General features: G+C 44.3%; 31 protein-coding genes and 1 tRNA gene. 24 read left to right on the forward strand and 8 right to left on the reverse strand.

Features of this window, described 5'->3' with window-relative positions:
• Positions 1-18: 18 nt before the first annotated feature.
• The 7 genes from MHB54_RS22685 to MHB54_RS22715 all read left to right on the forward strand — a co-directional run bounded on the left by MHB54_RS22685 (position 19) and on the right by MHB54_RS22715 (position 8,152).
• Entirely contained in the window at positions 19-978 is a 960-nt protein-coding gene (locus tag MHB54_RS22685; RefSeq protein ID WP_023989418.1) for an ABC transporter permease, read from the forward strand.
• A 21-nt stretch (positions 979-999) separates the two neighbouring features.
• Positions 1,000-1,623: a YesL family protein gene (locus MHB54_RS22690; RefSeq protein WP_013311055.1), complete on the forward strand. Its 624-nt coding sequence runs from the start codon at positions 1,000-1,002 to the stop codon at positions 1,621-1,623.
• A gap of 28 nt (positions 1,624-1,651) precedes the next feature.
• Positions 1,652-3,172: an extracellular solute-binding protein gene (locus MHB54_RS22695; protein WP_028540499.1), complete on the forward strand. Its 1,521-nt coding sequence runs from the start codon at positions 1,652-1,654 to the stop codon at positions 3,170-3,172.
• A gap of 134 nt (positions 3,173-3,306) precedes the next feature.
• On the forward strand, positions 3,307-4,668 hold the full coding sequence (locus MHB54_RS22700) for a glycoside hydrolase family 28 protein (RefSeq protein WP_028540500.1): 1,362 nt from the start codon (positions 3,307-3,309) through the stop codon (positions 4,666-4,668).
• A 23-nt stretch (positions 4,669-4,691) separates the two neighbouring features.
• Entirely contained in the window at positions 4,692-5,576 is an 885-nt protein-coding gene (locus MHB54_RS22705) for a dienelactone hydrolase family protein (protein ID WP_069080403.1), read from the forward strand.
• Between the two features lie 25 nt (positions 5,577-5,601).
• Positions 5,602-6,558 (forward strand): pectinesterase family protein, encoded by a 957-nt coding sequence (locus MHB54_RS22710; protein ID WP_069080404.1) that lies wholly within the window; start codon positions 5,602-5,604, stop codon positions 6,556-6,558.
• Between the two features lie 16 nt (positions 6,559-6,574).
• A complete protein-coding gene (locus tag MHB54_RS22715; RefSeq protein ID WP_028540502.1) occupies positions 6,575-8,152 on the forward strand; it encodes a glycoside hydrolase family 43 protein in 1,578 nt (525 codons plus the stop codon).
• 64 nt (positions 8,153-8,216) lie between these two features.
• Here MHB54_RS22715 and MHB54_RS22720 read toward each other — a convergent pair whose 3' ends face one another.
• Positions 8,217-9,104 carry a LysR family transcriptional regulator gene (locus MHB54_RS22720; protein WP_023989411.1) on the reverse strand — a complete coding sequence of 296 codons (888 nt, stop codon included), beginning with the start codon at positions 9,102-9,104 and terminating at the stop codon, positions 8,217-8,219.
• A 118-nt stretch (positions 9,105-9,222) separates the two neighbouring features.
• Between MHB54_RS22720 and MHB54_RS22725 the strand changes: the two genes are divergently transcribed.
• Both MHB54_RS22725 and MHB54_RS22730 read left to right on the forward strand, forming a co-directional pair.
• Positions 9,223-10,248 carry a YeiH family protein gene (locus MHB54_RS22725; protein ID WP_053325755.1) on the forward strand — a complete coding sequence of 342 codons (1,026 nt, stop codon included), beginning with the start codon at positions 9,223-9,225 and terminating at the stop codon, positions 10,246-10,248.
• 239 nt (positions 10,249-10,487) lie between these two features.
• Positions 10,488-12,032 carry a GH25 family lysozyme gene (locus tag MHB54_RS22730; RefSeq protein WP_075154441.1) on the forward strand — a complete coding sequence of 515 codons (1,545 nt, stop codon included), beginning with the start codon at positions 10,488-10,490 and terminating at the stop codon, positions 12,030-12,032.
• Between the two features lie 71 nt (positions 12,033-12,103).
• Here the strand turns inward: MHB54_RS22730 and MHB54_RS22735 are convergent, their stop codons facing one another.
• Complete coding sequence (locus tag MHB54_RS22735; RefSeq protein WP_025719729.1) at positions 12,104-12,370, reverse strand: DUF2642 domain-containing protein; 267 nt, start codon at positions 12,368-12,370, stop codon at positions 12,104-12,106.
• Positions 12,371-12,538: 168 nt separating this feature from the next.
• Here MHB54_RS22735 and MHB54_RS22740 point away from each other — a divergent pair, with 168 nt between their 5' ends.
• Positions 12,539-12,667 carry a hypothetical protein gene (locus MHB54_RS22740; protein ID WP_013371969.1) on the forward strand — a complete coding sequence of 43 codons (129 nt, stop codon included), beginning with the start codon at positions 12,539-12,541 and terminating at the stop codon, positions 12,665-12,667.
• Positions 12,668-12,856: 189 nt separating this feature from the next.
• Here MHB54_RS22740 and MHB54_RS22745 read toward each other — a convergent pair whose 3' ends face one another.
• Together MHB54_RS22745 and MHB54_RS22750 are read right to left on the reverse strand one after the other, a co-directional pair.
• Positions 12,857-13,087: a hypothetical protein gene (locus MHB54_RS22745; RefSeq protein WP_023989407.1), complete on the reverse strand. Its 231-nt coding sequence runs from the start codon at positions 13,085-13,087 to the stop codon at positions 12,857-12,859.
• Positions 13,088-13,199: 112 nt separating this feature from the next.
• Positions 13,200-13,865: a cupin domain-containing protein gene (locus MHB54_RS22750; protein WP_023989406.1), complete on the reverse strand. Its 666-nt coding sequence runs from the start codon at positions 13,863-13,865 to the stop codon at positions 13,200-13,202.
• A gap of 457 nt (positions 13,866-14,322) precedes the next feature.
• On the opposite strand from MHB54_RS22750, the gene MHB54_RS22755 reads away from it, so the two are divergent.
• The 6 genes from MHB54_RS22755 to MHB54_RS22780 all read left to right on the forward strand — a co-directional run bounded on the left by MHB54_RS22755 (position 14,323) and on the right by MHB54_RS22780 (position 18,917).
• Positions 14,323-14,976, forward strand: a complete 654-nt coding sequence (locus MHB54_RS22755) for a cell wall hydrolase (RefSeq protein WP_023989405.1) — start codon at positions 14,323-14,325, stop codon at positions 14,974-14,976.
• Positions 14,977-15,160: 184 nt separating this feature from the next.
• Positions 15,161-15,511 carry a hypothetical protein gene (locus tag MHB54_RS22760; RefSeq protein WP_013311042.1) on the forward strand — a complete coding sequence of 117 codons (351 nt, stop codon included), beginning with the start codon at positions 15,161-15,163 and terminating at the stop codon, positions 15,509-15,511.
• 31 nt (positions 15,512-15,542) lie between these two features.
• Positions 15,543-16,529, forward strand: a complete 987-nt coding sequence (locus tag MHB54_RS22765) for a ketoacyl-ACP synthase III (protein ID WP_023989404.1) — start codon at positions 15,543-15,545, stop codon at positions 16,527-16,529.
• 200 nt (positions 16,530-16,729) lie between these two features.
• A complete protein-coding gene (locus MHB54_RS22770; RefSeq protein WP_023989403.1) occupies positions 16,730-17,278 on the forward strand; it encodes a GNAT family N-acetyltransferase in 549 nt (182 codons plus the stop codon).
• A gap of 133 nt (positions 17,279-17,411) precedes the next feature.
• Positions 17,412-18,515: a glycerol dehydrogenase gene (locus tag MHB54_RS22775; RefSeq protein WP_023989402.1), complete on the forward strand. Its 1,104-nt coding sequence runs from the start codon at positions 17,412-17,414 to the stop codon at positions 18,513-18,515.
• Positions 18,516-18,701: 186 nt separating this feature from the next.
• Positions 18,702-18,917 (forward strand): hypothetical protein, encoded by a 216-nt coding sequence (locus tag MHB54_RS22780; RefSeq protein WP_013311038.1) that lies wholly within the window; start codon positions 18,702-18,704, stop codon positions 18,915-18,917.
• A gap of 71 nt (positions 18,918-18,988) precedes the next feature.
• Here the strand turns inward: MHB54_RS22780 and MHB54_RS22785 are convergent, their stop codons facing one another.
• Together MHB54_RS22785 and MHB54_RS22790 are read right to left on the reverse strand one after the other, a co-directional pair.
• A complete protein-coding gene (locus tag MHB54_RS22785; RefSeq protein WP_023989401.1) occupies positions 18,989-20,020 on the reverse strand; it encodes a glycosyl hydrolase in 1,032 nt (343 codons plus the stop codon).
• A gap of 31 nt (positions 20,021-20,051) precedes the next feature.
• Complete coding sequence (locus MHB54_RS22790) at positions 20,052-20,330, reverse strand: hypothetical protein (RefSeq protein WP_023989400.1); 279 nt, start codon at positions 20,328-20,330, stop codon at positions 20,052-20,054.
• Positions 20,331-20,683: 353 nt separating this feature from the next.
• Here MHB54_RS22790 and MHB54_RS22795 point away from each other — a divergent pair, with 353 nt between their 5' ends.
• From MHB54_RS22795 to MHB54_RS22805, 3 genes are all read left to right on the forward strand, one after another.
• On the forward strand, positions 20,684-20,866 hold the full coding sequence (locus MHB54_RS22795) for a hypothetical protein (protein WP_053325752.1): 183 nt from the start codon (positions 20,684-20,686) through the stop codon (positions 20,864-20,866).
• Positions 20,867-20,918: 52 nt separating this feature from the next.
• Positions 20,919-21,245: a YnfA family protein gene (locus MHB54_RS22800; RefSeq protein ID WP_023989398.1), complete on the forward strand. Its 327-nt coding sequence runs from the start codon at positions 20,919-20,921 to the stop codon at positions 21,243-21,245.
• 95 nt (positions 21,246-21,340) lie between these two features.
• Positions 21,341-21,493: a hypothetical protein gene (locus MHB54_RS22805; protein ID WP_023989397.1), complete on the forward strand. Its 153-nt coding sequence runs from the start codon at positions 21,341-21,343 to the stop codon at positions 21,491-21,493.
• A 76-nt stretch (positions 21,494-21,569) separates the two neighbouring features.
• Here MHB54_RS22805 and MHB54_RS22810 read toward each other — a convergent pair whose 3' ends face one another.
• Positions 21,570-21,758 carry a hypothetical protein gene (locus MHB54_RS22810; RefSeq protein WP_023989396.1) on the reverse strand — a complete coding sequence of 63 codons (189 nt, stop codon included), beginning with the start codon at positions 21,756-21,758 and terminating at the stop codon, positions 21,570-21,572.
• 130 nt (positions 21,759-21,888) lie between these two features.
• Positions 21,889-22,047, reverse strand: a complete 159-nt coding sequence (locus MHB54_RS22815) for a hypothetical protein (RefSeq protein WP_013311032.1) — start codon at positions 22,045-22,047, stop codon at positions 21,889-21,891.
• A gap of 247 nt (positions 22,048-22,294) precedes the next feature.
• Between MHB54_RS22815 and MHB54_RS22820 the strand changes: the two genes are divergently transcribed.
• The 5 genes from MHB54_RS22820 to MHB54_RS22835 all read left to right on the forward strand — a co-directional run bounded on the left by MHB54_RS22820 (position 22,295) and on the right by MHB54_RS22835 (position 25,297).
• A tRNA-Leu gene (locus tag MHB54_RS22820) sits at positions 22,295-22,380 on the forward strand.
• A 140-nt stretch (positions 22,381-22,520) separates the two neighbouring features.
• Positions 22,521-23,471, forward strand: coding sequence for a tyrosine-type recombinase/integrase (locus tag MHB54_RS22825; protein WP_264453548.1), 951 nt, complete (start codon positions 22,521-22,523; stop codon positions 23,469-23,471).
• 149 nt (positions 23,472-23,620) lie between these two features.
• The gene (locus MHB54_RS28760; RefSeq protein WP_226888764.1) at positions 23,621-23,695 is read left to right on the forward strand and encodes a putative holin-like toxin; all 75 of its coding nucleotides are present in this window, start codon (positions 23,621-23,623) and stop codon (positions 23,693-23,695) included.
• Between the two features lie 375 nt (positions 23,696-24,070).
• Positions 24,071-25,024: a tyrosine-type recombinase/integrase gene (locus MHB54_RS22830; protein ID WP_264453549.1), complete on the forward strand. Its 954-nt coding sequence runs from the start codon at positions 24,071-24,073 to the stop codon at positions 25,022-25,024.
• 12 nt (positions 25,025-25,036) lie between these two features.
• Positions 25,037-25,297, forward strand: a complete 261-nt coding sequence (locus MHB54_RS22835; RefSeq protein ID WP_264453550.1) for a type II toxin-antitoxin system HicB family antitoxin — start codon at positions 25,037-25,039, stop codon at positions 25,295-25,297.
• Positions 25,298-25,384: the final 87 nt, after the last annotated feature.

The raw sequence follows: 25,384 nt of genomic DNA on the forward strand, positions 1-25,384 counted from the left end.
TTGAAGGAGGTCGAACTAATGAAAGTTTCAAGTGTCCCCGCACCAAACATGAAAATGAAAAAGAACAAAAGAACGACAGAAAGCCTTTTACGAATGCAGAAACACAAGTTGCTCTATTTAATGGTTTTACCCGGACTGGTGTACTTCATTATTTTTAAGTACTTTCCTATGGGGGGATTGGTGATTGCATTTCAGGATTATCAAGCTTTTCAGGGAATCACGGGCAGTCCATGGGTAGGAATGAAGCATTTTATTCGTTTGTTTACCGAGCCTACGTTTTTTATGCTGCTTCGTAATACACTGGTTTTGTTTGCGCTGAACATTGTAATCTTTTTTCCATTGCCCATCATTTTGGCACTCATGTTGAACGAGGTTAGGAAGATGTTTTTTAAAAACATTATTCAAACCATCATCTACATCCCGCACTTTATGTCATGGGTTATCATTGTTTCGATTTCTTATGTATTCCTAACCGTAGACGGTGGGGTGCTGAATGAAATGATTGCCGCGCTGGGCGGTGAGAAGATCAGCTTCTTAACTTCTCCTCAATGGCTGCGAACCGTCTACATCGGGCAAGTGATTTGGAAGGAACTTGGCTGGTCTACCATCATTTATCTATCTGCGATTACAGTGGTAGATACGCAATTGTATGAGGCAGCAGAGATGGACGGAGCTGGACGCCTGAGAAAGACATGGCACGTTACCTTGCCTGCGATCCGCCCAGTCATTATTACATTATTAATTTTGAAGATCGGTAGCACGTTGGATTTGGGCTTTGAGCATATGTATCTGCTATTGAACTCATTAAACCGCGAGGTTGCCGAAATCTTTGACACCTACATTTATACTGCGGGCTTAAAGAATGGACAATTAAGTTTCAGTACGACGGTAGGACTTTTTAAAGGTGTAGTAGGGTTAATCCTGATTATGGGCTCCAATCGACTGGCCAAGAAATTTGGTGAAGACGGCGTTTACTAATGACGACGGGAAGGATGCAAAATGGTACGGTTTGTAGAAAACATGAACAAATGGTGCATGCGCCTGCTGCGCCTGGTCTACCTTAACTTGCTTTGGACGGTTGCGACGATTCTGGGCTTGGGTTTTATAGGCGTTGGGCCTGCAACCGTTGCTATGCTTAGTATTTTAAGGCAGTGGATTCGGGGCAATGAGGAAGTCGCCATTTTCTCGACGTTTGTACGTTACTTTAGAGAAAGCTTTAAAGAAGCAGCAATCATTGGCGGGCTTTACAGCCTTGTGGGTTACGTGCTCTACGTGGATATAGTCAACGTCTCGTCCTGGTATGTTCGTGTGGTGACGCTTATTGGAGCCTTTTTGTATCTCATCTCTTTGGCCTACATTTTCCCGCTGCTGGCTCACTATGATTGGAAAGGTATCAGACTGAAGGTCAAAATGTCGATAGTGATTGGATTTTCGTATTTACAATATACGCTTGTTCTTTTTGTAGCCATTGTCGTGCTTTTTGCATTGATTCTAGGCTTGTACCCAGGAATTCTAACTTTTGCCGGAGCAAGTATTATGGGTTATCTCGTGATGTGGATGACGCATCAGGTGTTCAGCAAAATAGAGCGAGAGGTTCTGGTGAAAGAGGAAGATATGGCATAAATATATAAACAGAAAAGGAGCAAACACGATGAAAAAGGGAATCACGACGAAAAAGGGAGTATCGGGCCTTCTTGCTGTACTAATGGTCATGAGTGTTTTTTTAGCTGCTTGCGGTGACAAGGGAGCTGAGGATCAAAGCGGCCAAACCTATGATCCGAAGTCCAAACTGGAATTTACCTGGTTAAACGTATTGCATACAGCTTCTCCGCCTACAGAAACGATCAAAAGCAAAATTGAAGAATACACCAATTCTAAAATCACGTTCAATTGGGTGCCTGACGCTTCCAAAGAAGAGAGAATCACTACCGCGCTTGCATCCGGCGAATTGGCCGATATGGTGACTCTGACGATGATGACAAATTCTTCAGTACGAAGCTCTTTGAAATCAGGGCTATTCTGGGATGTAGGAAAGTATTTGGATGATTATGAAAATTTGAAAAAAATCCCGCCTGAAGTTCGGGAAGCCGCATCCATTGAAGGGGTACTGTATGGCGTTCCGTTCCAGAAGAATCTGGCTCGGGCGGGTCTGGTCATTCGCCAGGATTGGCTGGATCGCTTGGGACTGAAGGTGCCGACGACACTGGATGAGTTGTATGAAGTTGCGAGAGCGTTTACAGAAGATGATCCGGATGGAAATGGAAAAAATGATACGACTGGGTTTGTTGACAGATCGGATCTACGCTACAGTAGCTTCAAAACTTTAAGTTCCTACTTTGGCACACCTAATGGCTGGAAAGTAGATGAAAGCGGAAAATTTACGCCGGAATTTGATACTCCTCAATATTTGGAGACCTTAAAGTATTCCAATAAATTATACAAAAATGGATATCTCTCTAAAGACTTTGCTGTAACCGCTAAAACGGACCAGCAGCAACAATTTGCACAAGGTAAAGCAGGTATTTATACAGGCATGATCGATATCTCTAACCTCAGAACCTTGTCCCAAGGCTTACAAAAGGGACTGAAGCTGGTACCGGTTAACAAGATTTCGAATGGAGATGGCAAATACCACGTATGGTCTGAGGGAAGCGGGGTAGGAGGTTTGCTGGCATTTCCGAAATCCGAAGTAAAAACAGAAGCTGAGTTGAAGAGACTGCTGCAATTTGTAGATGATTTAATTGACAAAGATGTATATATGTATATGACCGGCGGTATAGAAGGCACTCATTATAAGATCGAAAAAGATGGAGCCTTCAAAATTACGAATACAGATTTGTGGCAAGCAGATGTTCAGCCGTTTTCAAGCTCCAGACCAAGTGAAGTGACCTACAACTTAAAAGATGCCAATCCAGAGAAGGAACTGGCTAATGAATTAGTCCGAGAAAATAATGAATTTGCTGTTCTGGACCCAACCGTGCCACTGGATTCAGTCACCGCTAATGAGCAAGGAACAGAGCTGGAGAAAATCATTACCGACGCCTCCTTCAAATTTATTATGGGTGAGCTTGACGAAGCCGGATTTAAAGCAGCCGTAGAAAACTGGAAAAACTCCGGTGGATCACGGATTACTGCTGAGTACGAGGAAGCGTATAAGAAAACGAAAAAATAATAGTTGAGCATGGCTGTTGCCCCCTGACTCCTTGAATGATTTCTTGGATGTTGAAATCCGGGGGCAGCTTATGCTTTCTTCCCAATACAAAATGGATCTAACATTCACAAAATATAAAGACAGGAGAGAACGAAATGCAATTGTATAACATTGTAGATTATGGAGCAGTTCAGGATGGCACGACGCTGGCTACGGGAGCGATTGCGGCTGCGATTGAAGCGGCCAGCAATGCTGGAGGAGGAACCGTTTTTGTTCCGTCTGGGACGTATCTGACAGGTGCTATCTTTCTGAAAAGTAACATTGAGCTGCATGTAAGCCCTGGCGCAACTCTGTCCTTTAGTACGGAACTGGCTGATTACCCTGTAGTAGAATCCAGATGGGAAGGCGTTCAGCGGGAAGTGCATGCGTCATGCATTTATGGGCAGAACCTTGAGAATATTTCAGTTACAGGTAGCGGAACGCTGGATGGAAATGGTCAGCCGTGGTGGGAAAAGCACCGCAATCATCCAGAGGAGTTACAGTATCCGAGACCCAAATTAATCAGCTTTGACCGTTGTCAGCGGGTTACCATTAAAGATGTTATGTTAAAAAATTCCCCCAGTTGGACTGTAAACCCCATCGCTTGCTATAACGTTACAATTGATAATTTGTCCATTCTTAACCCGGCGGACTCCCCCAATACGGATGGCATTAATCCTGAATCCTGTTCCAATGTTCGTATTAGCAACTGCAATATAGATGTGGGCGATGACTGTATTGCGATCAAAGCAGGAACCGAAGATACACAAGAGCGAATTCCATGTGAAAATATTACGATTACCAACTGTACGATGGTGCATGGACATGGCGCAGTCGTACTAGGAAGCGAAATGAGTGGTGACATTCGTAATGTTACGATCAGCAATTGCGTGTTCAAGCAAACGGATCGGGGCATACGTCTGAAATCCAGACGAGGACGTGGCGGAACCATCGAGGATATTCGCGTCAGCAACATTGTGATGGAAGATGTAATTTGTCCATTTATTCTGAATCTTTATTATTTCTGCGGCCCTCGGGGCAAAGACAAATATGTGTGGGACAAAAATCCCTATCCGATTACCGATGAAACCCCGTGCTTTAGACGAATCCATTTTTCCGATATTACGGCACGACAGGTTCATGCGGCTGCTGGATTCTTATACGGACTTGCAGAACAATATATTGCTGAAATTACATTTTCCAATATTGATATTTCTATGGCTAAAAATGCAATTCCCGGTCGTCCGGCCATGATGACAGGGATAGAAGATATGAACAACCGTGGTTTTTATCTAGGTAACGTGAAGGATATTCGTTTTCAACATGTGACGATTGAGAATCATGAAGGTCCTGCCTTTTATATTGAAAATGGGGAAGACGTTGAAATCAATCGTTGCCATTCGAAGAATACAGCTCAGCCCGAAAAGCTGATAGAACAAGTAACGATACAACCTTCTGAACAAAATATGATGAATTAGGAGGGCATGAAAGGAGGTACAACGTGGATAAGTTGCAAGCATTGTTGGGAGACCTTCCGGCAGATCGCCCTGTAACGGCAACTCTGCTGAATCAAGAAGAGCGTGAGGGATATCGACTGGAGTGTCTCCTGCTGGACTTGAACGGGATCGAGTCTGTACCCGCTTATGTAGCTACACCCTTACAAGGGAACGGTCCGTTCCCATTGGTCGTTTTTAACCATTCGCATGGAGGCAATTATACGAACGGGCGCAAGGAACTGATCCATAGCAGTTCTTACTTACAGCAGCCCTCGTTTGCTACAACTCTGACAGACATGGGGTACTGTGTATGCTGCATTGACATGTGGGGATTTAATGAACGTGGAGGCAAAACCGAGAGCGAGCTGGTAAAGGAAATGCTCTGGCAGGGCCAAGTGCTGTGGGGCATGATGCTGTATGATAACCGTCGTTTGGTGGATTATATGTGCCAGCGTGAGGACATTGATGCTTCTCGTATCGGAACAATCGGTATGTCGATGGGTGGACTCATGGCATGGTGGATGGCTGCGTTAGATGAACGGATACAGGTCACGGTTGATATTTGTGGACAGGTAGATGCCCATACGCTGATCGCCAAAAGGGGATTGGACCATCATGGCTTCTACTCCTATGTCCCCGGCTTGCTGAAGCATTTTACCACCTTGGATATTCAAAAGCGGATCGTACCTCGTCCACGGATGAGTATAACAGGTCAAAATGACCGGATGTGTCCTATTGAAGGAGTCGAGCATTTGGCAAAAGGGCTGCTGGAAGCTTACCAGGAGGCAGGTCACCCTGAGCATTGGCAGCCTGTGATTGCGGGCGGTGGACATATGGAGACGTTGGAAATGCGAACGGCGTGGCAGTTATTTTTAGCCGAACACCTGTAAATCAAATGAAGGGATCGGGGTAACCATGCTAGTTGGAAAAGAATCCTTTTGTGATTTCCATACGATTCAGGAGGCGATTGCTGTATTGGAGCAGTCGGCTTCCAACGAAATGGAAACGCTAACTATTTTATCAGGTACTTATGAGGAAGAGGTACGAATTTACCGTTCATATCTTCATATTATAGGCATCGGGCAGGTAGAGATTCGAATGGATCGGTATGCCAAGGAGAGGGATGAAGCGGGTGAGGAAATAGGGACCTTTGCGACACCTACTTTATTTTTAGGCGGTAGCCATCTGATCTTGGAAAATCTCACGATTTCCAACACGGCAGGACAGGGAGAAGCCATTGGGCAGGCTGTTGCGGTATACGCTCATTGTGATGAAACGGTCTTTAGAAACTGTACCTTTAAAGGGCACCAGGATACTTTATTTACAGGCCCTCTACCTCCTGCACCGAAAGAACGACTCCAGTTTGGTGGAATCCATTTGAAGGAGCATCATAGGCACTATCGGCAGCTCTATCAGCATTGTTATATAGAGGGTACGGTGGACTTTATTTTTGGTGGGGCTACCGCGTATTTTGAAGATTGCGAAATTCGCAGTTTACGCCATCATAAGAACCAAACGAGCTACGTTACAGCTGCCTCTACGCCGCAAGGACAAGCGTATGGTTATGTATTCAACCATTGCTACCTAACTGCAGAGCCTGATATTACCCCGGTTTTTTTGGGGCGTCCGTGGCGGGAGTATGCCAAGACCGTATTTGTCGATTGTAAAATGGGCGATCATATTGACCCACGTGGCTGGGACAATTGGGACAATGTTGCGAACGAGAAAACCGTCTGTTATCAGGAATATAACGGACACGATGAAGTTGCTGCGTTACGTAAGCAGCGTGTTCCGTGGGCGGATTGTTTTGAAGCGGGAACAGAAGCATGGAGCAAGGAACAGTTTTTTGCTGAAGTTACATTTTGGAAGTAAGGAGAAGTGAGGTCTCATGATGATCCAAAATCCCATATTAAAAGGCTTTAATCCCGATCCGTGTATTACACGTGTCGAAGATACTTACTATATTGTGGTGTCATCGTTTGAGTGGCTGCCTGGAGTGCGGGTGTACCAGTCCAAAGATTTGGCAAATTGGGAGCATTGCACAGATATTTTGACCGATCAGGTTGACTTAAGAGGTAATCCTAAAAATTGTAGCATTTGGGCACCGCAGCTTAGCTATGCAGATGACCTTTTTTATCTGCTCTATACGGATGTGAAAAGCACCAAACGTCCGTTCAAGGATGTTCATAATTTTGTGATGACGGCGCCTACGATCCAAGGACCGTGGTCGGACCCCGTTTATCTTAACAGTAGCGGATTTGATCCGTCTTTATTTCATGATGAGGACGGACGTAAATGGCTGTTGAACGCATTGTGGGATTACCGCATGTTGGAAAGCAATAAATCTTCCGGTATAGTCATGCAGGAGTATGACAGCAAGCAACAACAGCTCATTGGCGAGCCTGTTAAAATCTTTGATTGTACTCCTTTAAAGAAAACAGAAGCGCCTCACATCTACAAGCAAAACGGATATTATTATCTTGTTACAGCGGAAGGCGGAACGGGTACGGGGCATGCCGTTACCGTAGCACGCTCGAAGCAGATATCCGGGCCATATGAAGTAGACCCGCACAACCCAATGCTTACGTCACGTGATCAACTTGATTTCCCGTTACAATGCGCAGGACATGGCAGTCTTGTACAAACACCAGACGGCGAATGGTACATGGCTCATTTATGCACACGTCCAGTAGAGGGGAAATATGCCATTTTAGGACGGGAAACAGCCTTGCAGCAAGTGTACTGGAATGATGAAGGCTGGCTCCGATTAACTGCTGGGGGCCATACACCTCAATTGGAGGTACCCGCACCTCAAGGGATGTTCTCGGTTAAGCAAGAGCAGCAGAGTTATGTTTTTGAGGATTTTTTCGAGGGACCCACATTAGATAAAACGTGGAACACATTGCGTATCCTGGCGGACGATAGCTGGTGTTCATTAAGCCAGCGCCCAGGCTACCTTCGCATTCTGGCTGGAGAATCCATTCAAAGTCTGTTCCAGCATCACGTGCTTGCCATTCGGCAAACGGATCATCATTTCCGGGTAGAAACAGCATTGGAGTATAAGCCGACAAGCTATTTACAAATGGCGGGGCTACTACTGTACCTTAATGAAGAAGATTATTTGTATGCCTATATTAGCTATGAGGAGGGGCAAGGGAAGGTACTGCGCATGATGCGATGTGAAGCCAATACATTTACCTTAGTTCCTCAAGCAATTACGCTTCAGGACGATCTTCCTATACATTTAGCTGTGGAAGTCCATGCATCCCACGGGCAATTTTATTATGGAGTCGGAGACAAACCTGCTTGGAAGCGGCTTTTTGAAATGCAGGATATCAGCTTTTTATCCGGGGGTTTTACAGGAAATTTTGTAGGTATTGCTGCTCATGATATGCAACAATTCCAAGGAAGCTACGCTGATTTTTCTCATTTCTTCTATCATGGTAAGGATCATCTTTCCTCATAAAAAAACATGATAATGATTATGTTGAAAGCACCTTAATGGGTGCTTTTTTCGTTGTTTCTGCACTTTACCTTTTCACATTATAACTTCGCAAAATCTCCAAAAAAGCGGTGCTTGCTTTCGTTTCAAATGTCGAAGAAGGAGTTAGGAAGGAGAATTTTCGAATAACCGGAAGATTACGAATATCCAGTACTTTTAATGTTCCCAGAGCAAGTTCCTTCTGAATGACCCATTGGGACAGCAAAGAAATCCCCAAGCCTGCTTCTACAGACTCTTTGATGATCTGTGTACTGCCAAAATTCATCATATGAGAAGGGGAGAACTGAAACCGTGCAAACATTTTTTCAGCCGCTTCCCGGGTTCCAGAACCTTCTTCCCGCAGAATCCAGATGTCCTCTTGCAGCTCACTTACATCCACTTGAGATTTACCAGCCAAACGGTGATTTTGCGGAACGACGATATACATTCTATCATCAGCAAATGATTCGATGTGTAAATGGTCATGCTGAAATTCTCCTTCGATAATGCCTACATCCAGTTGATTATGGATCATGAGTTTTTCAATTTCCTGGGTGTTGCCGATGGTAATGGAGGGCTGAATGAGTGGATACCGGACCCTCATTTGCGCGATCACATGCGGCAGCACATATTCGCCATACGTGTAGCTTGCGCCGATCGACAGGTTTCCTTTTGCTGTATGCATCAGCTCGTCCACCAAATACTGCATCCGTGTATGGAGACGGATAATCTCCTGAGCATGATGATACACAATTTCACCTGCTTTGGTTAAGCGTACATACTTATTGCTACGCTCCAGGAGGCGGGTTCCTACGCTACGTTCCAGCGTTTGAATATATTGACTTACCGCAGGTTGGGTCATGTGTAACACCTCGGCAGCTCGTGTGAAATTTTGTTTCTCCGCGACCATAACAAATACGATTAAAGATTGGTCCAAGGCCCATTCCTCCAAATTCATCATATCTATTTACTTATTATCATTATTATAATGATTTATTTTTCTTATGACAAAAAACATATTAAGCTGGATGCATGTAGAATTGGAGGGGTTCACCATGAACAGTCATACACAACACACCAAATTATTTTCGAACAGAGGTCGATTATTCCAGCGTATATTTGGCATTGTCCTCACGATGTTATTTGCTTTGGCAGGCTATGGCCTGAACGAATTGCCAGGCTTTCATTATGTAGGTCCATTGGCTTGTGCCATGTTTCTCGCTATTCTGTACCGACAGTTGTGGGGATACCCTGAAGCTGTGCGCTTGGGAGTTGAGTTTTCAGCAAAGAAAATACTACGTGGAGCTATTGTGTTATTTGGGCTGAAGTTGAACATGGATGTTGTCATTCATCATGGACTTGGTTTACTTTTGCGTGATGTGGGCACTGTTGTATTTTCCATCTTTTTTACGGTTTGGTTGGCAAAACGTTTCAAGGCAGATGCTTCGCTTTCGCTTCTTCTTGGTATTGGAACAGGAGTTTGCGGTGCAGCAGCGATTGCAGCGGTTTCTCCCTTGTTAAAATCCAAAGATGAGGATACAGCCATAGGGGTAGGACTCATTGCCTTGGTTGGAACGGTATTTGCCATTTTGTTTACTGTGCTTCGGCCCTGGCTTCCTTTGACGGATATGCAATATGGAATCTGGTCGGGTATCAGTTTACATGAAATTGCACATGTGGCCTTAGCTGCAGCGCCTGCCGGACAGGATGCACTTGCAATGGGCTTATTAGCCAAACTGGGGCGTGTTTTCTTACTCATACCGCTCAGCTTTGTTTTAATGGTTTGGATGAAACGAACTGGAAAAATTCGTACAGACGCTAAAGTGGAGTTCCCCTGGTTCCTCATCGGCTTTATGGCTACAAGTATTGTGGGCAGCTATGTTTTTGGAAAATATATTGTAGTTCCATCTAGTCTGACGAACGGAATTTCTCAAGTTACCACCTTTATGTTAACGATGGCTATGGTAGGCATGGGGCTGAATGTGAGCTTTAAGGCTTTGCGGGAGAAAGCAATGCTTCCCTTACTGGTACTGTCTGTTACTTCGATCATTCTTATAGGGTTAACATTTTTAACAGTGTGAACATGAAGTATTCGTTTGTGATAAGATTGCTAGTAAACTAGATTAATAAAACTGGAAAAAGCTCTGCTTGCTGTATAGCTGGCAGAGTTTTTTAGTACTTTTGTATGATAAGACTGAAATATATACTGAATTAATCGTAACTTTTTACATATGATTCGCGTCTATCAAAATGGAGGTCCTGAGAATCATAGAGTGCAAGAATTTCATAAGCGAAAATTTAGAGAATGGTAGGGTACATAATGAAGAAAATTTGTTTATTTGCTTTTTTGTTTCTGTTTCTACTAGCATTTCCAAGAGAAAGTCATGCTGCATCTTCGAGTTCACATCTTCAGTTGGATGGTAAAGATATAAGTGTTGGCAAAGGTGTTCAGATTCAAGAAGTAAAGGGGAATGTACTGGTTCCACTCCGTCTCATTGTAGAGGAATTGGGTTATAGCGTGAATTGGGAGTCCAAGACAGGGACCATAACTATACATAAGCAAAATCTTAACCTCAGTCTTCAGGTCAACAATCCCATAGCCTCTGTCAATGATCATCAAATGGGATTGGCTGTAGCTCCTTTGCTTAGAGAGGGGACGACTTATGTTCCGCTTCGTTTTGTGTCCGAACAGACAGGGATTGATGTGGCCTGGAACAACGAGCTTAAAACTGTGTTCCTGACGACTCCGCCTACTTCAAGCGACAATAGCGAGTCCACTCATGATCATTCTGCTACTTCAGCTGTAAGTAATCCTAAAGAGAGTGCGCGTACAGCTATAAACCAAATTAGCTTCGCTAATCACCAATTGACTATAGCTGTTAATGGAAAAGCAACCCCCAAAGTAACTACGTTGACTCATGCAGACCGTATTGTTGTAGACATACCTAGTTCAACGTTTTCTGAGGAATTTCTAGCATCGCAATCATTTGACAGTAGTGGACAAGGAAGTTTTCCAGTCACTGAAGATCCAGATGTTTCCCAAGTAAGATACTCCATGTTTAGTACAACCCCCGCATCGGTACGTATTGTGGTTGATCTTAATCACAGCACACCCTTTCATGTACTCAATGCGGATGATGGTAAGGTTGTTATAGCGTTGGATCAGGAAACGGAGGAGCCATCAACTACCGAGGACGTTATACCTACCATACCTGTTGTACCTGCGATTTCTTCTGATGGACACGCGCAAGGAATTGACGTCTCACACTATAATGGCAATATTGATTGGCAGCAAGTGGCAGCGGCAGGTAAGACATTTGCTTTTATTAAAGCTACAGAGGGCACAAAATATCAAGATAATCAATTTTTGATAAATGTACAGGGTGCCAGAGATGCTAACATCTTGGTTGGCGCTTACCACTTTTTGAATGCTACTACCGCGGATGGAGCTCGTCAGGAAGCAGCTAATTTTGCCAGGGCTATAGATTCAGCAGGAGGCAGGCTAGATCTGCCCCCTGTGATGGACTATGAAAATAACCCCAAAGGTCTTACTCCTGCACAAATTAGTGAAGTGGCTCATGCCTTTTTGGATGAAATGGAGAGGCTTACCGGGCGTCAGCCAATCGTATACACGGGCAATGTTTTTGCTTCCAAGTTTGATCCTACATTTTCTATGTATAAACTGTGGGTAGCCCGATACAGCACTACGCAAAAGCCGACCGCGGTTCCAGCTTGGAATAACTGGTGGACTTGGCAGTACAGTAGCACAGGCAGTGTTCCGGGTATTCAAGGCCAAGTCGATTTGGATGAATACAACGGAACGATAGATGAACTCCGGGCTTCACTGGCAGGAGAGCTCGATTAGCCAAATCATATCATGATCAATCCTCGCGAATCCGGAACGGGATCTGCGAGGATTTTTAATGTCTGATTTGTTTAGTTGGGCATGATCCATACGATTTCGCTGATTCGAACAAAGAATTTTTTTCCGTATACATCTAAAATGACATGGTCGGGCTTACAATCGACTACGCATCCATCAATTCTGCCACGTGTTGTCTCAAGTACAACGTACTTGCCGATCACCGATTTTAATGTTTCTACGACGTATGGATCTACAGGGTGCACCACGACGTGGTGAGAGGTAGGATGGTGAGGAAAAGGTTGATTAACGTTGTAATTGAGCATTTGATTTGAATTCAATTGCTTCACTCCTTCAAGATTAGTTGTGTTATCCTATGCTCCTGCCTAGGAAAGGTGTAGGCTAATGCCCATCAGCGAAAACATTCATAACATTGCCGAAAAGCCCGGTCCATAGGAAAGCTCAATACATAAGCTATGTTGTACCTTGAATTGAAGGAGGCAATGACCATGAGTGAATGTGAAAGAGGTTGTGGTGGCGGTTCAGTAGGGGGCTACCCAGGAGTATGGACATCGACAGGAGCTATCCTGGTACTGTTCATTTTGCTCGTTATCATTACTAAGTCTTTATGGGTTTAAATTGAAATGAGTAGCTTAACCCCCCATCGGTATATAACCGATGGGGGGTTAAGTGTTTTAGAGGATGGAACGTATGATAAAACACCTCAAATAACAGCGTACAGGCCCTACACAAACTGTGCCGGGCTGGGCAGCTGTCATTTGAGGTACATTGGCATCTATAGACAGGAACGGACAATGGAACAGAGATTAAATTAACGCAATCGCCAGCAGGGTGAACAAGCTCAAAGTTAAGATTTGATTCCCATACCCGTAGCCAGGATAAAAGGCAGACGTTTGTACACGTCCGTTCCGTTCTTTTTTTAAGTACACATTATTACGATCCACATCCATAATGGTTCCTTCGTACTGTTTTCCGTCAACGGTGAGAATACGCACTTTTTTATTCATGCAGTTCAAACAGTTGTAATAAGCGTCCATTCCATCACCCCCTCTTATACATTGGCATTTTATGAGAGGGACGGTCTTATGGTAACGGCGAACATACAGGGAAAAGGTATTCCCTCGAACTTAAGGCCTGACTAGAGTTAGCCTATTCTTGATAGGGATTAAAAGAGAAGCCAGGATATCCATTGGTATGGGCGTAACCTCTTTGGGGGGCGACCTGAGGGTGGGGTGAAGTATCGGCAAGCCTTACATGTATCCCAGGTTTTCGGGGGGGCTGCTGCTTGCAGTCATTGGGAGGACCGATGATGACAGGCTTTTTAATTGGGGCGAGTGCTTCCTGAATCTTATTCTCATTCAGGCAGTAAGTATGAGCCAGAATGTTACTTGGCGTTAGCCGCAAAATGTCGGAGCCCAGTATGAATTCAGGGGTCGGAGCATTAAAAATGGTCAACAAATGAGTGTTGTCCATCGTGGCGACCAGATAATGCCACCATCCCTGAGGAACGTTAGCCACTTGGCCAGGTGTGATCGGAAAATGTCGTAACTCGAGGGTGAAGGGGTTAATCAGTGACACGGTTACTGCTCCAGAGATGCAGTATACCAGTTCTGTGGCATTTTGGTGATAGTGAGGCTCCACAACATTAGCTGTGCTAAGGCGAATATCCAGCAGCGATACATTCGCCAATGTATTCAGCTGCTGGATCGACAGCTCGTTGATCGAGTTTTGAGCATCCTTCTGAAACAAAACATTGTCTCTTAAATCATAGGTAAATTGTACAGTAGGGGAGGTGTAATCCATATATGAATCCACGCGTCGTTTCCTGCCTTTCTATTATTCGAAATTTGATGATCGTACGCTACCCTATGCATACGCCCATGTATGTGTGCGCGGATATGTGATTTGAATTAGTAGAAATCAGGCTCCGGTCCCGGGCAAGTTGAAGCGAAAAATAGCGAAAAAAGTCACGTATTCAAGTGTGGTCAGAACATGATCCATTGTTCTTAATACACGTCATCCCTTTAGGGATGGCGTTTTATTTGCTTGGGTAGTCTTAGGACCAGAGCCGGATGATACGTAAATGCGGCTTATGGTATACTGCAACGGACGTGTGAAAGCATGATTGTCCCATTCCGTATGTAGCCACGCGTCATTTCTGCAGCTAGGCATAAGTTATGTCATAAGAAACATCATCGGATAAACGTCCCTGAGTTGTACAGGCCGGAATGGTTGCACCGGACAGAACATGAAAGAGGAGGTTGTCTGGAATATGAAAAAGTTATCTATTTTAATCCTGTCCTGCGCATGTATGTTAGGTACTGTATTGTCAGTCGCACCAGGACAAGCACAAGCACAAACGTCAGCTTTGAAGAAAGGGGTTCAAAGCGAACGGGTGCTGGAGCTTCAACAGCAGCTTCATTCGCTCGGTTATTTCAAGGCTGGGTTTACTGGGTACTATGGTTCTCTGACCAGTAAAGCGGTGGCTCGTTTTCAACGGGATAACGGTCTGACACCTGATGGAGTAGCCGGAGCGGCTACACAAGCCAAGCTGGAATCCTTCGGAGAGGTGCGCGTAACCGCGCTGGATCAACTGGCTCGTATCATTTATTCTGAGGCTCGCGGGGAATCGTTTGAAGGTCAAGTGGCTGTCGGCGCTGTCGTATTAAACCGTGTTCAGTCCGGTGAGTTTCCAAGCTCGATCCCGGACGTTATTTTGCAGCCTGGTCAATTCACCGCTGTACAGGATGGTCAATACCGCCTGAAACCCAACAAGACTGCGTACCGTGCAGCCAGACAGGCACTTAATGGTGCTGATCCGACCAATGGGTCCTTGTTTTATTACAACCCGGCCATTGCTACAGCCAAATGGAGTAAAAGTCGCCCGGCTGTCATCTCACTCGGTCGCCATACGTTTACGAATTAATTTCATATGAGAATACGCAAATTTCTAGCCGTCAGTTGCTTCTTCTAGGAGCAGTGACGGTTTTTTATATTCACAAATTTGTAATATTTTAGTGGTGAATTATCTGATTTAATATTAAAAATTCTACCTATTATTCCGATACTCTTAATAGACAAAAAAATGAAATTAAAGGAGTCCTTCTAAAATGAGTCAACATCCTTACACTATCGAAGTAGATCAAGCCATGAAAACGGTACATATGGCGGTGAATGGAGTTTTTAGCCAGGAGGAGTATGATAGCTTTGTAAAAGATTATGTAGCCAAAACCTCATCCATTCAGGCGTCCAGCTTTACACTCAAGGTAGATTGTACCCAGATGGCACTTTTGGGTCCGGGAGAAGTGGAAAAATTGAAGGGCTCATTTGTACGTTATAAAGAAACTGGATTTACCAAAGTAATCTTTGGCATCAGCCTTCAACAAACCATTATTAAAATGCAGCTTGGTCGAGTAGCACGCGAAGCAGGATTAAACAACGTAGATATTGTTGTACAATAATGCGCTGATGTATGTGTAAGGGGGAAGCCTGATGAGCCATATCAAAATAAAAGCACTGGGTGTGTATCATCCGTCCCATTCGTTGGATAACGAATACTATGTTCGCCATTTTGACGAGCAGGGCAAAGATATTCGACGCTTCATGGAGCATATGGGTAGAAAACAGCGTTATATCATTGATGATCCGAACGAAAACGGTCTAACAATGGGAATTGCGGCTGCGCAAAAAGCTCTGGAACAGGCTGGTATGACAGGCCGTGACGTGGATATGATCGTGTTCTCCACTCAAGTTCCTGAGTCACTGTTTCCGATGAATGCATTGTTTGTTCACCAGGCGATTGGGGCCAGACATGATGTGGCCGTGATGGATTCCAACGCGAATTGTGCAGGGATGACAGTCGCTGTCGATCAAGTCAGTCGGTCGATGTTATCTAATCCTGACGTGCGGACAGCGCTTATTATCGGTTCGGATTATAATTCACTCATTTCCGGTCCGGAGGATGAGATTACTTATGCGAACTATGGAGATGCTGCATGTGCGGCTATTTTGGAGCGTACAGAAGAAGACACCGGATTTATAGATTCTATGTATTTTACGGACCCAGTCAATATAGATAAAATTTTGTACCCGGCTCAGGGGTTAGCGGCGACACTCCAAAGGAACGCCCCCGGAAAATATATTCAGTGGCTTCCGTTCGACGCCAATATGGCCTTGCCTCCTACATTTGATCTGCTTGAACGCATTTTAAAAAAGAATGGGCTGACGCCTCGGGATGTACGGGCTTATTGTCTGTCTCAGTTCTCGTTAGCAAATGTATTGAAGATTCAGGATCACTTGGAGCTAGAGGATGCCCAAATGATTTATGTGGGTGATCGATATGGTTACACAGGTACCAGTAGCCCGTTCATTGCTCTATATGAAGGTATTGAATCGGGTCGTATCCGGCGCGGTGATTATGTACTGTTCTGGACGATTGGAGCTGGATATCAACTGGTTGCTATGTTATTTAAATACTAGGAATATGAAGACCTTGCAGCTGCAAGGTCTTTTTGTGTATCACACAATGACAACTGTAATGATTTGGTTGTGTTATGTTTGATTATTTTGTAAAATTTAAACATTGAGTACATAAGGGAGAGCTTATATTGCGGACATCGGATAGCATGACAATTATGACAGAAACATGGCACACAATTCATAATAGGAGCTGAAGGGGCATTAAGATCGAAAATTTATTTTATGGAGAACGAATAAAATTGGCCGCAGTCAGGGAAGAAGATGCCGAAGTGATGTTCAAATGGGGTGAGGATGCGAAGTATCTGCGAAATGTAGATACGGATTTGGCGCTCCCTTACACGTTGAAACAGATGGAGTCAGAAGGATCTCCCAGCTCTAACGAGGTCTATTTTCGATTAAGAACATTGGCAGATGATGTCTTGATCGGATTTGTTGCTATCCACGGAATTGAGTGGAATAATCGCAGCGGGCAGCTGGCAATAGGTATAGGTAATACGGACTACCGTGGCAAGGGCTTTGGGGCAGAAGCTGTAGGTCTCATTCTTCGTTATGCGTTTTATGAGCTCAATTTAAATCGGGTCGGCTTGGATGTGATTGAGTACAATACACAAGCGATCCGAACTTATGAGAAGGCGGGGTTCCAGCTTGAGGGTAGAGTTCGTTCTGCTGTTCTTCGTGATGGTAACAGTTATGATCGTATCATGATGGGTATCCTGTATTCTGAATGGCGCTCGACTGTTCAAGTATAATAGATACACAATTTGTTCATAAAATATTCCATAATAAGCCTTTTAATAACGTGAAAAGAGGTTTATAGTTAAAGGGTCACATGCCCAAATCATTATTAATTTGAGTATGAGTCAAAGCTGAGGAGGAATTTACATGGCAAACGTTGTAAGGTCCGTTACTTCACCCAAGAAATTTATTTCTGGACAAAATCTACTCTCGTCGTTAAATGACTATATTAAGGATTATGGCGATAAAGCCTTTGTCATTTGTGATGAGTTCATACTTGAAAGGGCCCAAAAGGAGGCAGGTGCTTCAATTGAAGCAGCTGGTAACCAAGTGGTCTTCGAGAAATTCCAATATGAATGTACAAAAGAAGAGATTGATCGTAACCGTGAATTGGTGCGTAAACATGGTTCGAACATTATCATAGGGATTGGCGGGGGAAAAACGTTGGATACCGCCAAGGCAACCGCTTATTATGAAAAGCTGCCTGTTGTTATTTTCCCAACGATTGCTTCTACAGATGCTCCTTGTACCGCGCTTGCGGTTATATACAAAAAAGATGGCTCTTTTGATGAATATCTGTTCCTGCCTACTAATCCAGACGTTGTACTGGCGGATACAGGCATTCTGGCAGCAGCGCCTGCACGTTTCTTTGCAGCTGGAATCGGTGATGCACTGGCCACTTATTTTGAAGCTCGTGCTTGCTATCAGGCTAACGGGGATAACCTGGTTCTGAACAAGCCTTCCACTACAGGATTGGGACTTGCTCGTCTTTGTTATGATACGTTGCTGGAAAATGCTGTGAAGGCCAAACGTGCTGTGGATCGGAAAGTATATACTCGTGCGGTGGAGGATACGATTGAAGCTACCATTTATCTGAGCGGTGTTGGTGCAGAATCAGGTGGGTTGGCAGCAGCACACGCCATTCATAACGGCATGACGGCTGTTCCTTCGCTTCATAAAGCACAGCATGGTGAGAAAGTTACATTCGGTTTGTTAACTCAGCTAGTGCTGGAAAATGCACCGAAAGAAGAACTGGAAACCGTGATTAAACTGGTTAAGGATGTAGGCCTTCCATTGACGCTTCGTGACTTGGGTGTAGAGGAATTTGTTGAGGCTGAATGGCGCCAAGTGGCTGAAGCTGCTTGTGCATCGAATGATACAATGGTCAACATGCCGTTCCCGGTTAGTCCTGCTGACGTGTACAATGCAATCATTGCAGCGAATGCAATAGCAGAATCCTATCAAGAATAGTTTCTTCCTAAATCACGAAAATGGGTTTACAAAAACGGGTCTGTCACATCACTGGCAGACCCGTTTCGTTTACGTGCACTAACATGTGAAACGAAAGAGGGTACCAGGGACTTATATCCTATCTTGTTCTGACCGATATACATGTAACAGGGAAATTAGGTTGGTTACACAGCAGGAGGAGATTTGATGTTGGTGCATGGTAAAACACGTAGGGGCAACTTGTACATCCATATGTCCAGCGGTTTTCACAAAATTGGAGATTATCGGGAAGAATATTCTGTAGCACCGGGTGATCGGCTGATGTCTAGACTGTCCAAGCGGATCTACACCATTGTATCCGTACATCTTGGTGAAGAGGCGTATGCCGATATTGATCTAGAAGAGGTTATTAGAAATAGTTAGAGAGCTTTATTTGGATTTGGTATAAAAAAGCTTCCACTTTGCTCCTAGAGCGAAGTGGAAGCTTTTTTCTTTCAGCGTAGGGACTCATGAAGAAGGTCTCGTGTGATGATATTATTTTGGTTCATAAAATGTCTGATTGCTGCTTGTGAATTGGTTGCAGACAGCTCCTTTCCCCATGTCATGGCATAGGCCCAGGCTGGCTGATTTTGCAGCACCTTCGCACTTGGCAGAATATCACTTTCTCCGATTCCCATAGGCTTGCCCTGCGCAAGCTTTAGCAATTCGGTGTAGTAGGAGGGTTTGTAATCATTGTTATAGATATCAGCTGCAAGAATATCTACTCGGTTAATACCTGGGAAGGACAAATTATAGGGAGTGCTATATGCGTTTGGAGCATTGGGACTCCACACCCACAACAGGTTATCCAGATGATGGACATGAGTGAACCGATCATACATTAGATTCCACAACTTAGCATAATTTTGCTTGTTTCCCCACCAAAACCAGTTGCCGTTCATTTCATGATAGGGCCTCCATAAAACAGGTACATCCGCGTCTCGTAAGGTCTTAAGGGACAAAGCCACCTCATCCAGATCAGCGATCAGTTGTTTATATTGCGGGGTACCCGGCGTGATGTAACGATTAAATTCAGCTTGAGTAATTTTTGCTTGTACGTTTTTCCACGTTTTGGGTTTGCCAGGAAGCGCCTGATGGAAGGTAACAGCTACGATTCCGCCGTCCTGACTCCATTGGATAGCACTATTCACAACATGCTGACGTTGCTCTCGTAGGGCCGTACGGGACTGGTTAGCCAATCCTCCAAACTCATAGCCGTGAAGTCCTGCGTATTGTCCGCTGATTTGTTGTAGCTTGTTATTTTGTTCATCCGGTGCCTCTAAGTAATCATGCTGCCCGGAAATTAGCATATCATCCGGTACATTAGATAGGTAGGCAAGTAATTGCTTGGCTTTGGCAGAGGCCTGAACATTAATTGGCGGGGCGGCATCGGCAACAATGAATGATTGCTGAGAGCCGCTGAAGAGTAAAACAAGCATTAGCAGTAGCACCCTCTGTAACCAAAAGCGTGTTGAGTGAGATTTCATGGCGCTCCTCCTTTGATGCATGGTAATGGGATTAGTATTTTTCTTTTTGCTTTCTAAGCTGTATATAGGCGCTAATAATAATCACCAACAGACTAATCGTGGCCCATCCATTGAATTCCTGTAAGTGTATCCAGTTGTCCCATACAAGGAAACCTAAAATTACAACGAGCAAACCCATTGCAAGATACATTTTGGTTTGTGCTGGACGTTGGGTTCGTTTTGAAATCCAATGTATGATGCCGAAAACGATGGCTGCCTGAAATAAAAATATGCCCATCATCATTAAACTTGCTATAAAGATTGGGGACATCGGTATCCTCCTCCTGGGTTTACAAACAGAATATGCAGGTTGTAACCGGGATGTGGATTCTTAGATGTCAATTTAATTACAAGTTAAGTAAACAATTGAGCGCTGGTTACGATCTTGAACAAGTTGACTAAATTATACCATAACTACCGTCCTGCAATGAAAGACGTCTAAATACCCACTCTACCTTGATTCGACATCATACTTTATATTCAGCGAAATATTGACATATGGATGTACACTTCACATATATGAAGATGCAATCAGAAATATATGTGAAGTATATGCATAAGAGCAACGCGAAATCGACGGAAAAGTTTGGTATGATTAAAGTGGATTGAAAAGGAGGTGCTCTTATGAATGAAGAAAACAGACCATTCTCTAGGTCAGCAGATGCTGAAGGAGCCAAAGCGAACTTTGATGCCAATCAGCGGAAGCTTCTCTCCGAGGGAGTGCCTAGCTTATGGCGTCAGGTCAGCAACCTGCTGATTCTGGTTAGCGTGATTGCATTGATTATCCTTTTAGGTCGAGTGCTCTAATGAGATATCCAAAAAAATCGAAAAGAATTTGAAGAATTAGGGATGTGAAATGGTGTTAAAGGCAGCTTTACTTTTTATATTGGCTGGCATCGCTGAAATTGGAGGAGGATATTTGATTTGGCAGTGGCTGCGTGAAGGAAAGACATGGTATGTCGGACTTTGCGGCGGAGTAATCTTGGCTGTGTATGGAATCATTGCTACCTTTCAGGTTTTTTCCTCCTTTGGGCGTGTATATGCAGCATACGGAGGTGTCTTTATTGTTCTTTCCATTGCATGGGGCTGGTGGATTGATAAAAAGACACCCGACTTGTACGATTTCATTGGTGGATTGATTTGTTTGGTCGGTATAGCTGTAATCCTATTTCCGCGATCAGGATGATAGGACGAAAAACCCTATTTTATTTTTGAAAACATGACTATAGGTCTACAAAAATAAGCTTCATATTCCGAAATAGAACTTAAGGAGGGGGTTCTATGAACTGGAATCAAATGAAGCTTAGATTGAAATTTGGTAGTGCTGTACCGAAGAGTGAAGGTAATTTCTCTTTTGGTATCATGTGTGGACTCTTAATCAGCATCGTGCTGTGGATATCAATCATTGGCTGGATCATGCTGATCTTTAAGTGATTTTACGAAATCACTGTACATATCAAAACAAATGAATTAAGGAATGCTCACAAACCTGTGTCTTATTACCCATGCTTTATTTTGTGAAATCGTTACGTAACTTGTCTATTCCGCGACCTATGGCTTCATCAATCATATCAGTAGCAGCAGGTGTATCTGCATCGGTGTCAGGAATGCGATTAAATCCTGGCTCGCGCTTGTCCAGGGATTGTTTATGTTCGATTTGATCGTCAGTACGATTCTTTTCAGAGTTATTATCTCTCATAGCACATCACAGCTCCTTTTATTAGGCATATTCAGCTTCTATACTTTACATAAACGCTTGTGCTCCAGACTAAACGTTGATAAAAATAAAACCGGGAGGGAGTAACTCCCGCCCGGTACTTCCCAAACAACTAGCGATGCTCAATCAGATCAATCGCTCCCAGAACAACATGAGCCAGTCCGAAACCGAGAATGCCTGTAGCTGCAAGTTTGTACTTACTGCTCAGCAACACAGCGCCTGAAGCCGATACTACCGTTCCAAGAACAGCTGGAATCATACCTTCACGCATTCGTAACACCCCTTCTGGTAGTTTGGAAAGACGTTTATTAGTGTAATTCAAATGTGCACAAGTTATACAAAAAGAGAATTTTATTATTTTTTTAAAAAAACACTTTACAATTCGATAAAATTATCGTATTATATGTTGGTGCCCAATTGAACGACATTTACATAACGAGAACACTTCTTAATCAGATGCGTGTTTCTCAGATACTTGTAAGACAAGTAAGTGTGAAGATTAGCGTTCCTAAATTTATGCCGGGGTGGCGGAATTGGCAGACGCACAGGACTTAAAATCCTGCGGTAGGTGACTACCGTACCGGTTCGATCCCGGTCCTCGGCATTCTTGATTTATAACGGACACATCAAAGTTAAATGGACGAAAATAACGCGAGGTCCTGTGTAGCTGTAACGGAGTAATCCGCAGGTACACAGGACCAACGAAGCGCCTCACCGTTAATATGCGGAGGAGGCGTTTTTGTTTTGGCAAGATTACGAAGTATAAAACCTACGGCGGGCAACCGGACAGACTGGCGTCAGCTTCTCACGGAGTTCCTAGCGCATAAGAAGCTAGAGGACGGAGTTGGTCAGTATACGTTGCACGACTACGATCGGACCGTTAAGCTTCTATTCAAACGGTTCCCCAACGCATGGGAAACGGAGCAAGCGCTAAGGGACGCGGTAATGGAGCATCTGGCGGAAGACATCGCGCCGCCAACGTTTAACAATCGACTCGTCTATTTACGCACATTCTTTAACTACTGTATGAGAGAGGGCGAGCTATCCATGAATCCGCTCGCAAGTGTAAAGAAACGCAAGACAGAAAATCGAGCCGTTGCGGTCGAGGTAGACGTACTTAATGCGTTGCTGGCCGCGCCTAATCAAAGCACGTTCGTCGGCCTACGCGACTATACGCTCATCCTTTTAACGCTAGATACAGGCATCCGTCCGTCGGAGGGTACGAAGCTAATACCGCAGGATTTTAACGCATCTTTGCGGGAAATTTACGTGCCGGCGAAGGTGGCGAAGGGTCGTGTTGCGCGGACGCTTCCTATATCGGAGACTACAACGAAGGCACTGCGGAAACTGATATCGGTGCGTGCGCCTGAATGGGTCGATGACGTTCCGATATTCTGCTCGTATGAAGGGCGGCCGCTCAACCGCCATACGTGGGGCGACCGAATGGAGATATACTGCAAAAAGATCGGGACGCATATTCGACCGTATGATTTGCGGCATGTATTCGCGTTGGAGTTCTTGCGTAACGGGGCGAATGCTTTCGCGGCACAGCGGGCTCTCGGTCACGTTACGATGGAAATGACACGGCGTTATGTATCGCTTGTAAACGATGATTTAAAAACGGAACATGCGAAGGCGAGTCCGGTGGATCGGCTGTTTAAGAATACGAAGGCGAAACGAAATACGAAAATATAAAACGTATGTGCGTAACGCTCATCTCTTCGGAGGTGGGCGTTATTTTTCTATGAGTATAAAATGGTAGGCAGTCAGAGGGGATATGATGTATAATTTTAGAAAGCAAGGCATAGCAAAAAGCGGTCCTCTCTGAGGGGAGGTGACCGCCTATGACTGTCTATGAAACGTTGTCACTTATGATAAATTTTGCAACACTTGTTTTTGTAATGACACACAGAAAATAGCCGACCATCCGTGCAAAGATAACGGCTATTTTCCATAAGTAATACCAAAACAGGGCCGCGCTATGTCTTGCGATATTAGCGGCCTTTTTCTTTTTGTAATGCGTTACATTTTTAGTTTACACAATCTCATCCCAATTGTCTAATCGATTAGATAATTAAAAAGTGTAGAGTCGACTTCGTTTCGTACGCGTTAATCGGGACTGGCGTGTACTCGACGTTCAAGACGGAAGAGACAACGATGTAAAACGCATGTTCACTTTGAACACGCGTCTATACAAGCGGGCTCATTTGCGCGATATTGCGTAGGTGAGTCCGTTTTTGTATTCGATGAGCTATTAGATTAAACTCTCTTAATAATAGGAGAGGAGTTTGAATATGGACTACAAAGAGAAAAGAAAGAAAATCATTGAACAAAAGCAGAACAAGGAGCTATTGGAGATGGACGAAGCTATAACTGGGTTCCTTCAGTCAAGGAAACTCAAAAATTTGACCGAAAATACACATGATTTTTACTTTCAAACCTTGAGTAAGTTCAAAGAGTTCCTGGCCGAAAACGATGTATCACGCCCTATAGACGTGATTACGGAGGACGTATACGAATTTATACAACGTAGATTAGACATAGGTAATAAAGCGTCTACAGTCAACAAATATATAAGAGGTTTGCGCGCGTTCTTTAATCACTTGCATAGCTCAGGCTACTTAAATGAGAACCCAATGGAACCGATCGACAAACTCGTTGAAGAAAAGCGCATTAATCGCACGCTAAGTCGCGAACAGGTTGTTGCGTTATTGGACGCGCCTGATAGAGGTACGATAGCCGGCTTCCGCGCATACGTCTTCCTACTCGTTCTCTTGGATACGGGAATACGTTTGGAGGAGGCGCTGACCTTTCGTGTCCATGACGTTTACTGGCAGGAGCAAGTGATTCAAATTTACGGGAAGGGCCGCACAGAACGCGTTGTGCCATTCAGCGAAACTTTGGCGCTAAGATTGCGTGAATATCAGGAGATGCGCGGAGAACAGGAACACGATATTTTCTTCGTGAATGCGGAGGGACAGCCGCTTAAACGCCGCTATGTACAGGAGCAGATAAGCGATTACGGAAAACTGGCGAATATCAAGGGAGTTCGCGTATCATGCCATTCGCTTCGGTATACGTTTGCGCGCAATTACTTAATGAACGGTGGTGATATTGTTTCGCTTATGTCGATCATGGGCCATAAAACGCTAGAGATGGTGAAGCTTTACGCAGAGATGTATCAGCCAGATATCTCCGTACAGCATACGAAATATTCACCGGTAAATTCAATTCTTAACGATCAGTAGGAGGCGTCACTTATGAAAAACCGATACGTATACCCCGCCATATTCGATTATGCAGACGATGGCATTTCCGTCAGCTTCCCAGACTTGCCAGGCGCCTACACATGCGGCGACACGGACGAAGAAGCGCTATATATGGCGAAGGATTGCCTTGCGCTGCATCTCTACGGAATGGAAGCGGATGGCGACGATATTCCGGAACCCTCTCGATTGGTAAGCGTCGTAATAGAGGCGAACCAGTCCGTCGTGTTGATTGACGTATGGATGCCGAAATAATGGAGATAACAACGGACTCATTTATGCAGAGATGGGTCCGCTTTTTCGAATATCCGTAGTGACATGGACCTAGTCCGATGGTATTAT

Source organism: Paenibacillus sp. FSL M7-0802, from assembly GCF_038004945.1.
GTDB classification, from domain to species: domain Bacteria; phylum Bacillota; class Bacilli; order Paenibacillales; family Paenibacillaceae; genus Paenibacillus; species Paenibacillus polymyxa_B.

Coding starts and splice junctions, on each gene's coding strand:
- MHB54_RS22700 (WP_028540500.1), top strand. CDS start 3,307: ATGCAATTGTATAACATTGTAGATTATGGAGCAGTTCAGGATGGCACG.
- MHB54_RS22730 (WP_075154441.1), top strand. CDS start 10,488: ATGAAGAAAATTTGTTTATTTGCTTTTTTGTTTCTGTTTCTACTAGCA.
- MHB54_RS22810 (WP_023989396.1), bottom strand. CDS start 21,758: ATGAGAGATAATAACTCTGAAAAGAATCGTACTGACGATCAAATCGAA.
- MHB54_RS22685 (WP_023989418.1), top strand. CDS start 19: ATGAAAGTTTCAAGTGTCCCCGCACCAAACATGAAAATGAAAAAGAAC.
- MHB54_RS22755 (WP_023989405.1), top strand. CDS start 14,323: ATGAAAAAGTTATCTATTTTAATCCTGTCCTGCGCATGTATGTTAGGT.
- MHB54_RS22795 (WP_053325752.1), top strand. CDS start 20,684: ATGAATGAAGAAAACAGACCATTCTCTAGGTCAGCAGATGCTGAAGGA.
- MHB54_RS22715 (WP_028540502.1), top strand. CDS start 6,575: ATGATGATCCAAAATCCCATATTAAAAGGCTTTAATCCCGATCCGTGT.
- MHB54_RS22815 (WP_013311032.1), bottom strand. CDS start 22,047: ATGCGTGAAGGTATGATTCCAGCTGTTCTTGGAACGGTAGTATCGGCT.
- MHB54_RS22790 (WP_023989400.1), bottom strand. CDS start 20,330: ATGTCCCCAATCTTTATAGCAAGTTTAATGATGATGGGCATATTTTTA.
- MHB54_RS22710 (WP_069080404.1), top strand. CDS start 5,602: ATGCTAGTTGGAAAAGAATCCTTTTGTGATTTCCATACGATTCAGGAG.
- MHB54_RS22760 (WP_013311042.1), top strand. CDS start 15,161: ATGAGTCAACATCCTTACACTATCGAAGTAGATCAAGCCATGAAAACG.
- MHB54_RS22775 (WP_023989402.1), top strand. CDS start 17,412: ATGGCAAACGTTGTAAGGTCCGTTACTTCACCCAAGAAATTTATTTCT.
- MHB54_RS22745 (WP_023989407.1), bottom strand. CDS start 13,087: ATGGACGCTTATTACAACTGTTTGAACTGCATGAATAAAAAAGTGCGT.
- MHB54_RS22830 (WP_264453549.1), top strand. CDS start 24,071: ATGGACTACAAAGAGAAAAGAAAGAAAATCATTGAACAAAAGCAGAAC.
- MHB54_RS22785 (WP_023989401.1), bottom strand. CDS start 20,020: ATGAAATCTCACTCAACACGCTTTTGGTTACAGAGGGTGCTACTGCTA.
- MHB54_RS22725 (WP_053325755.1), top strand. CDS start 9,223: ATGAACAGTCATACACAACACACCAAATTATTTTCGAACAGAGGTCGA.
- MHB54_RS22695 (WP_028540499.1), top strand. CDS start 1,652: ATGAAAAAGGGAATCACGACGAAAAAGGGAGTATCGGGCCTTCTTGCT.
- MHB54_RS22805 (WP_023989397.1), top strand. CDS start 21,341: ATGAACTGGAATCAAATGAAGCTTAGATTGAAATTTGGTAGTGCTGTA.
- MHB54_RS22765 (WP_023989404.1), top strand. CDS start 15,543: ATGAGCCATATCAAAATAAAAGCACTGGGTGTGTATCATCCGTCCCAT.
- MHB54_RS22690 (WP_013311055.1), top strand. CDS start 1,000: ATGGTACGGTTTGTAGAAAACATGAACAAATGGTGCATGCGCCTGCTG.
- MHB54_RS22780 (WP_013311038.1), top strand. CDS start 18,702: ATGTTGGTGCATGGTAAAACACGTAGGGGCAACTTGTACATCCATATG.
- MHB54_RS22740 (WP_013371969.1), top strand. CDS start 12,539: ATGAGTGAATGTGAAAGAGGTTGTGGTGGCGGTTCAGTAGGGGGCTAC.
- MHB54_RS22835 (WP_264453550.1), top strand. CDS start 25,037: ATGAAAAACCGATACGTATACCCCGCCATATTCGATTATGCAGACGAT.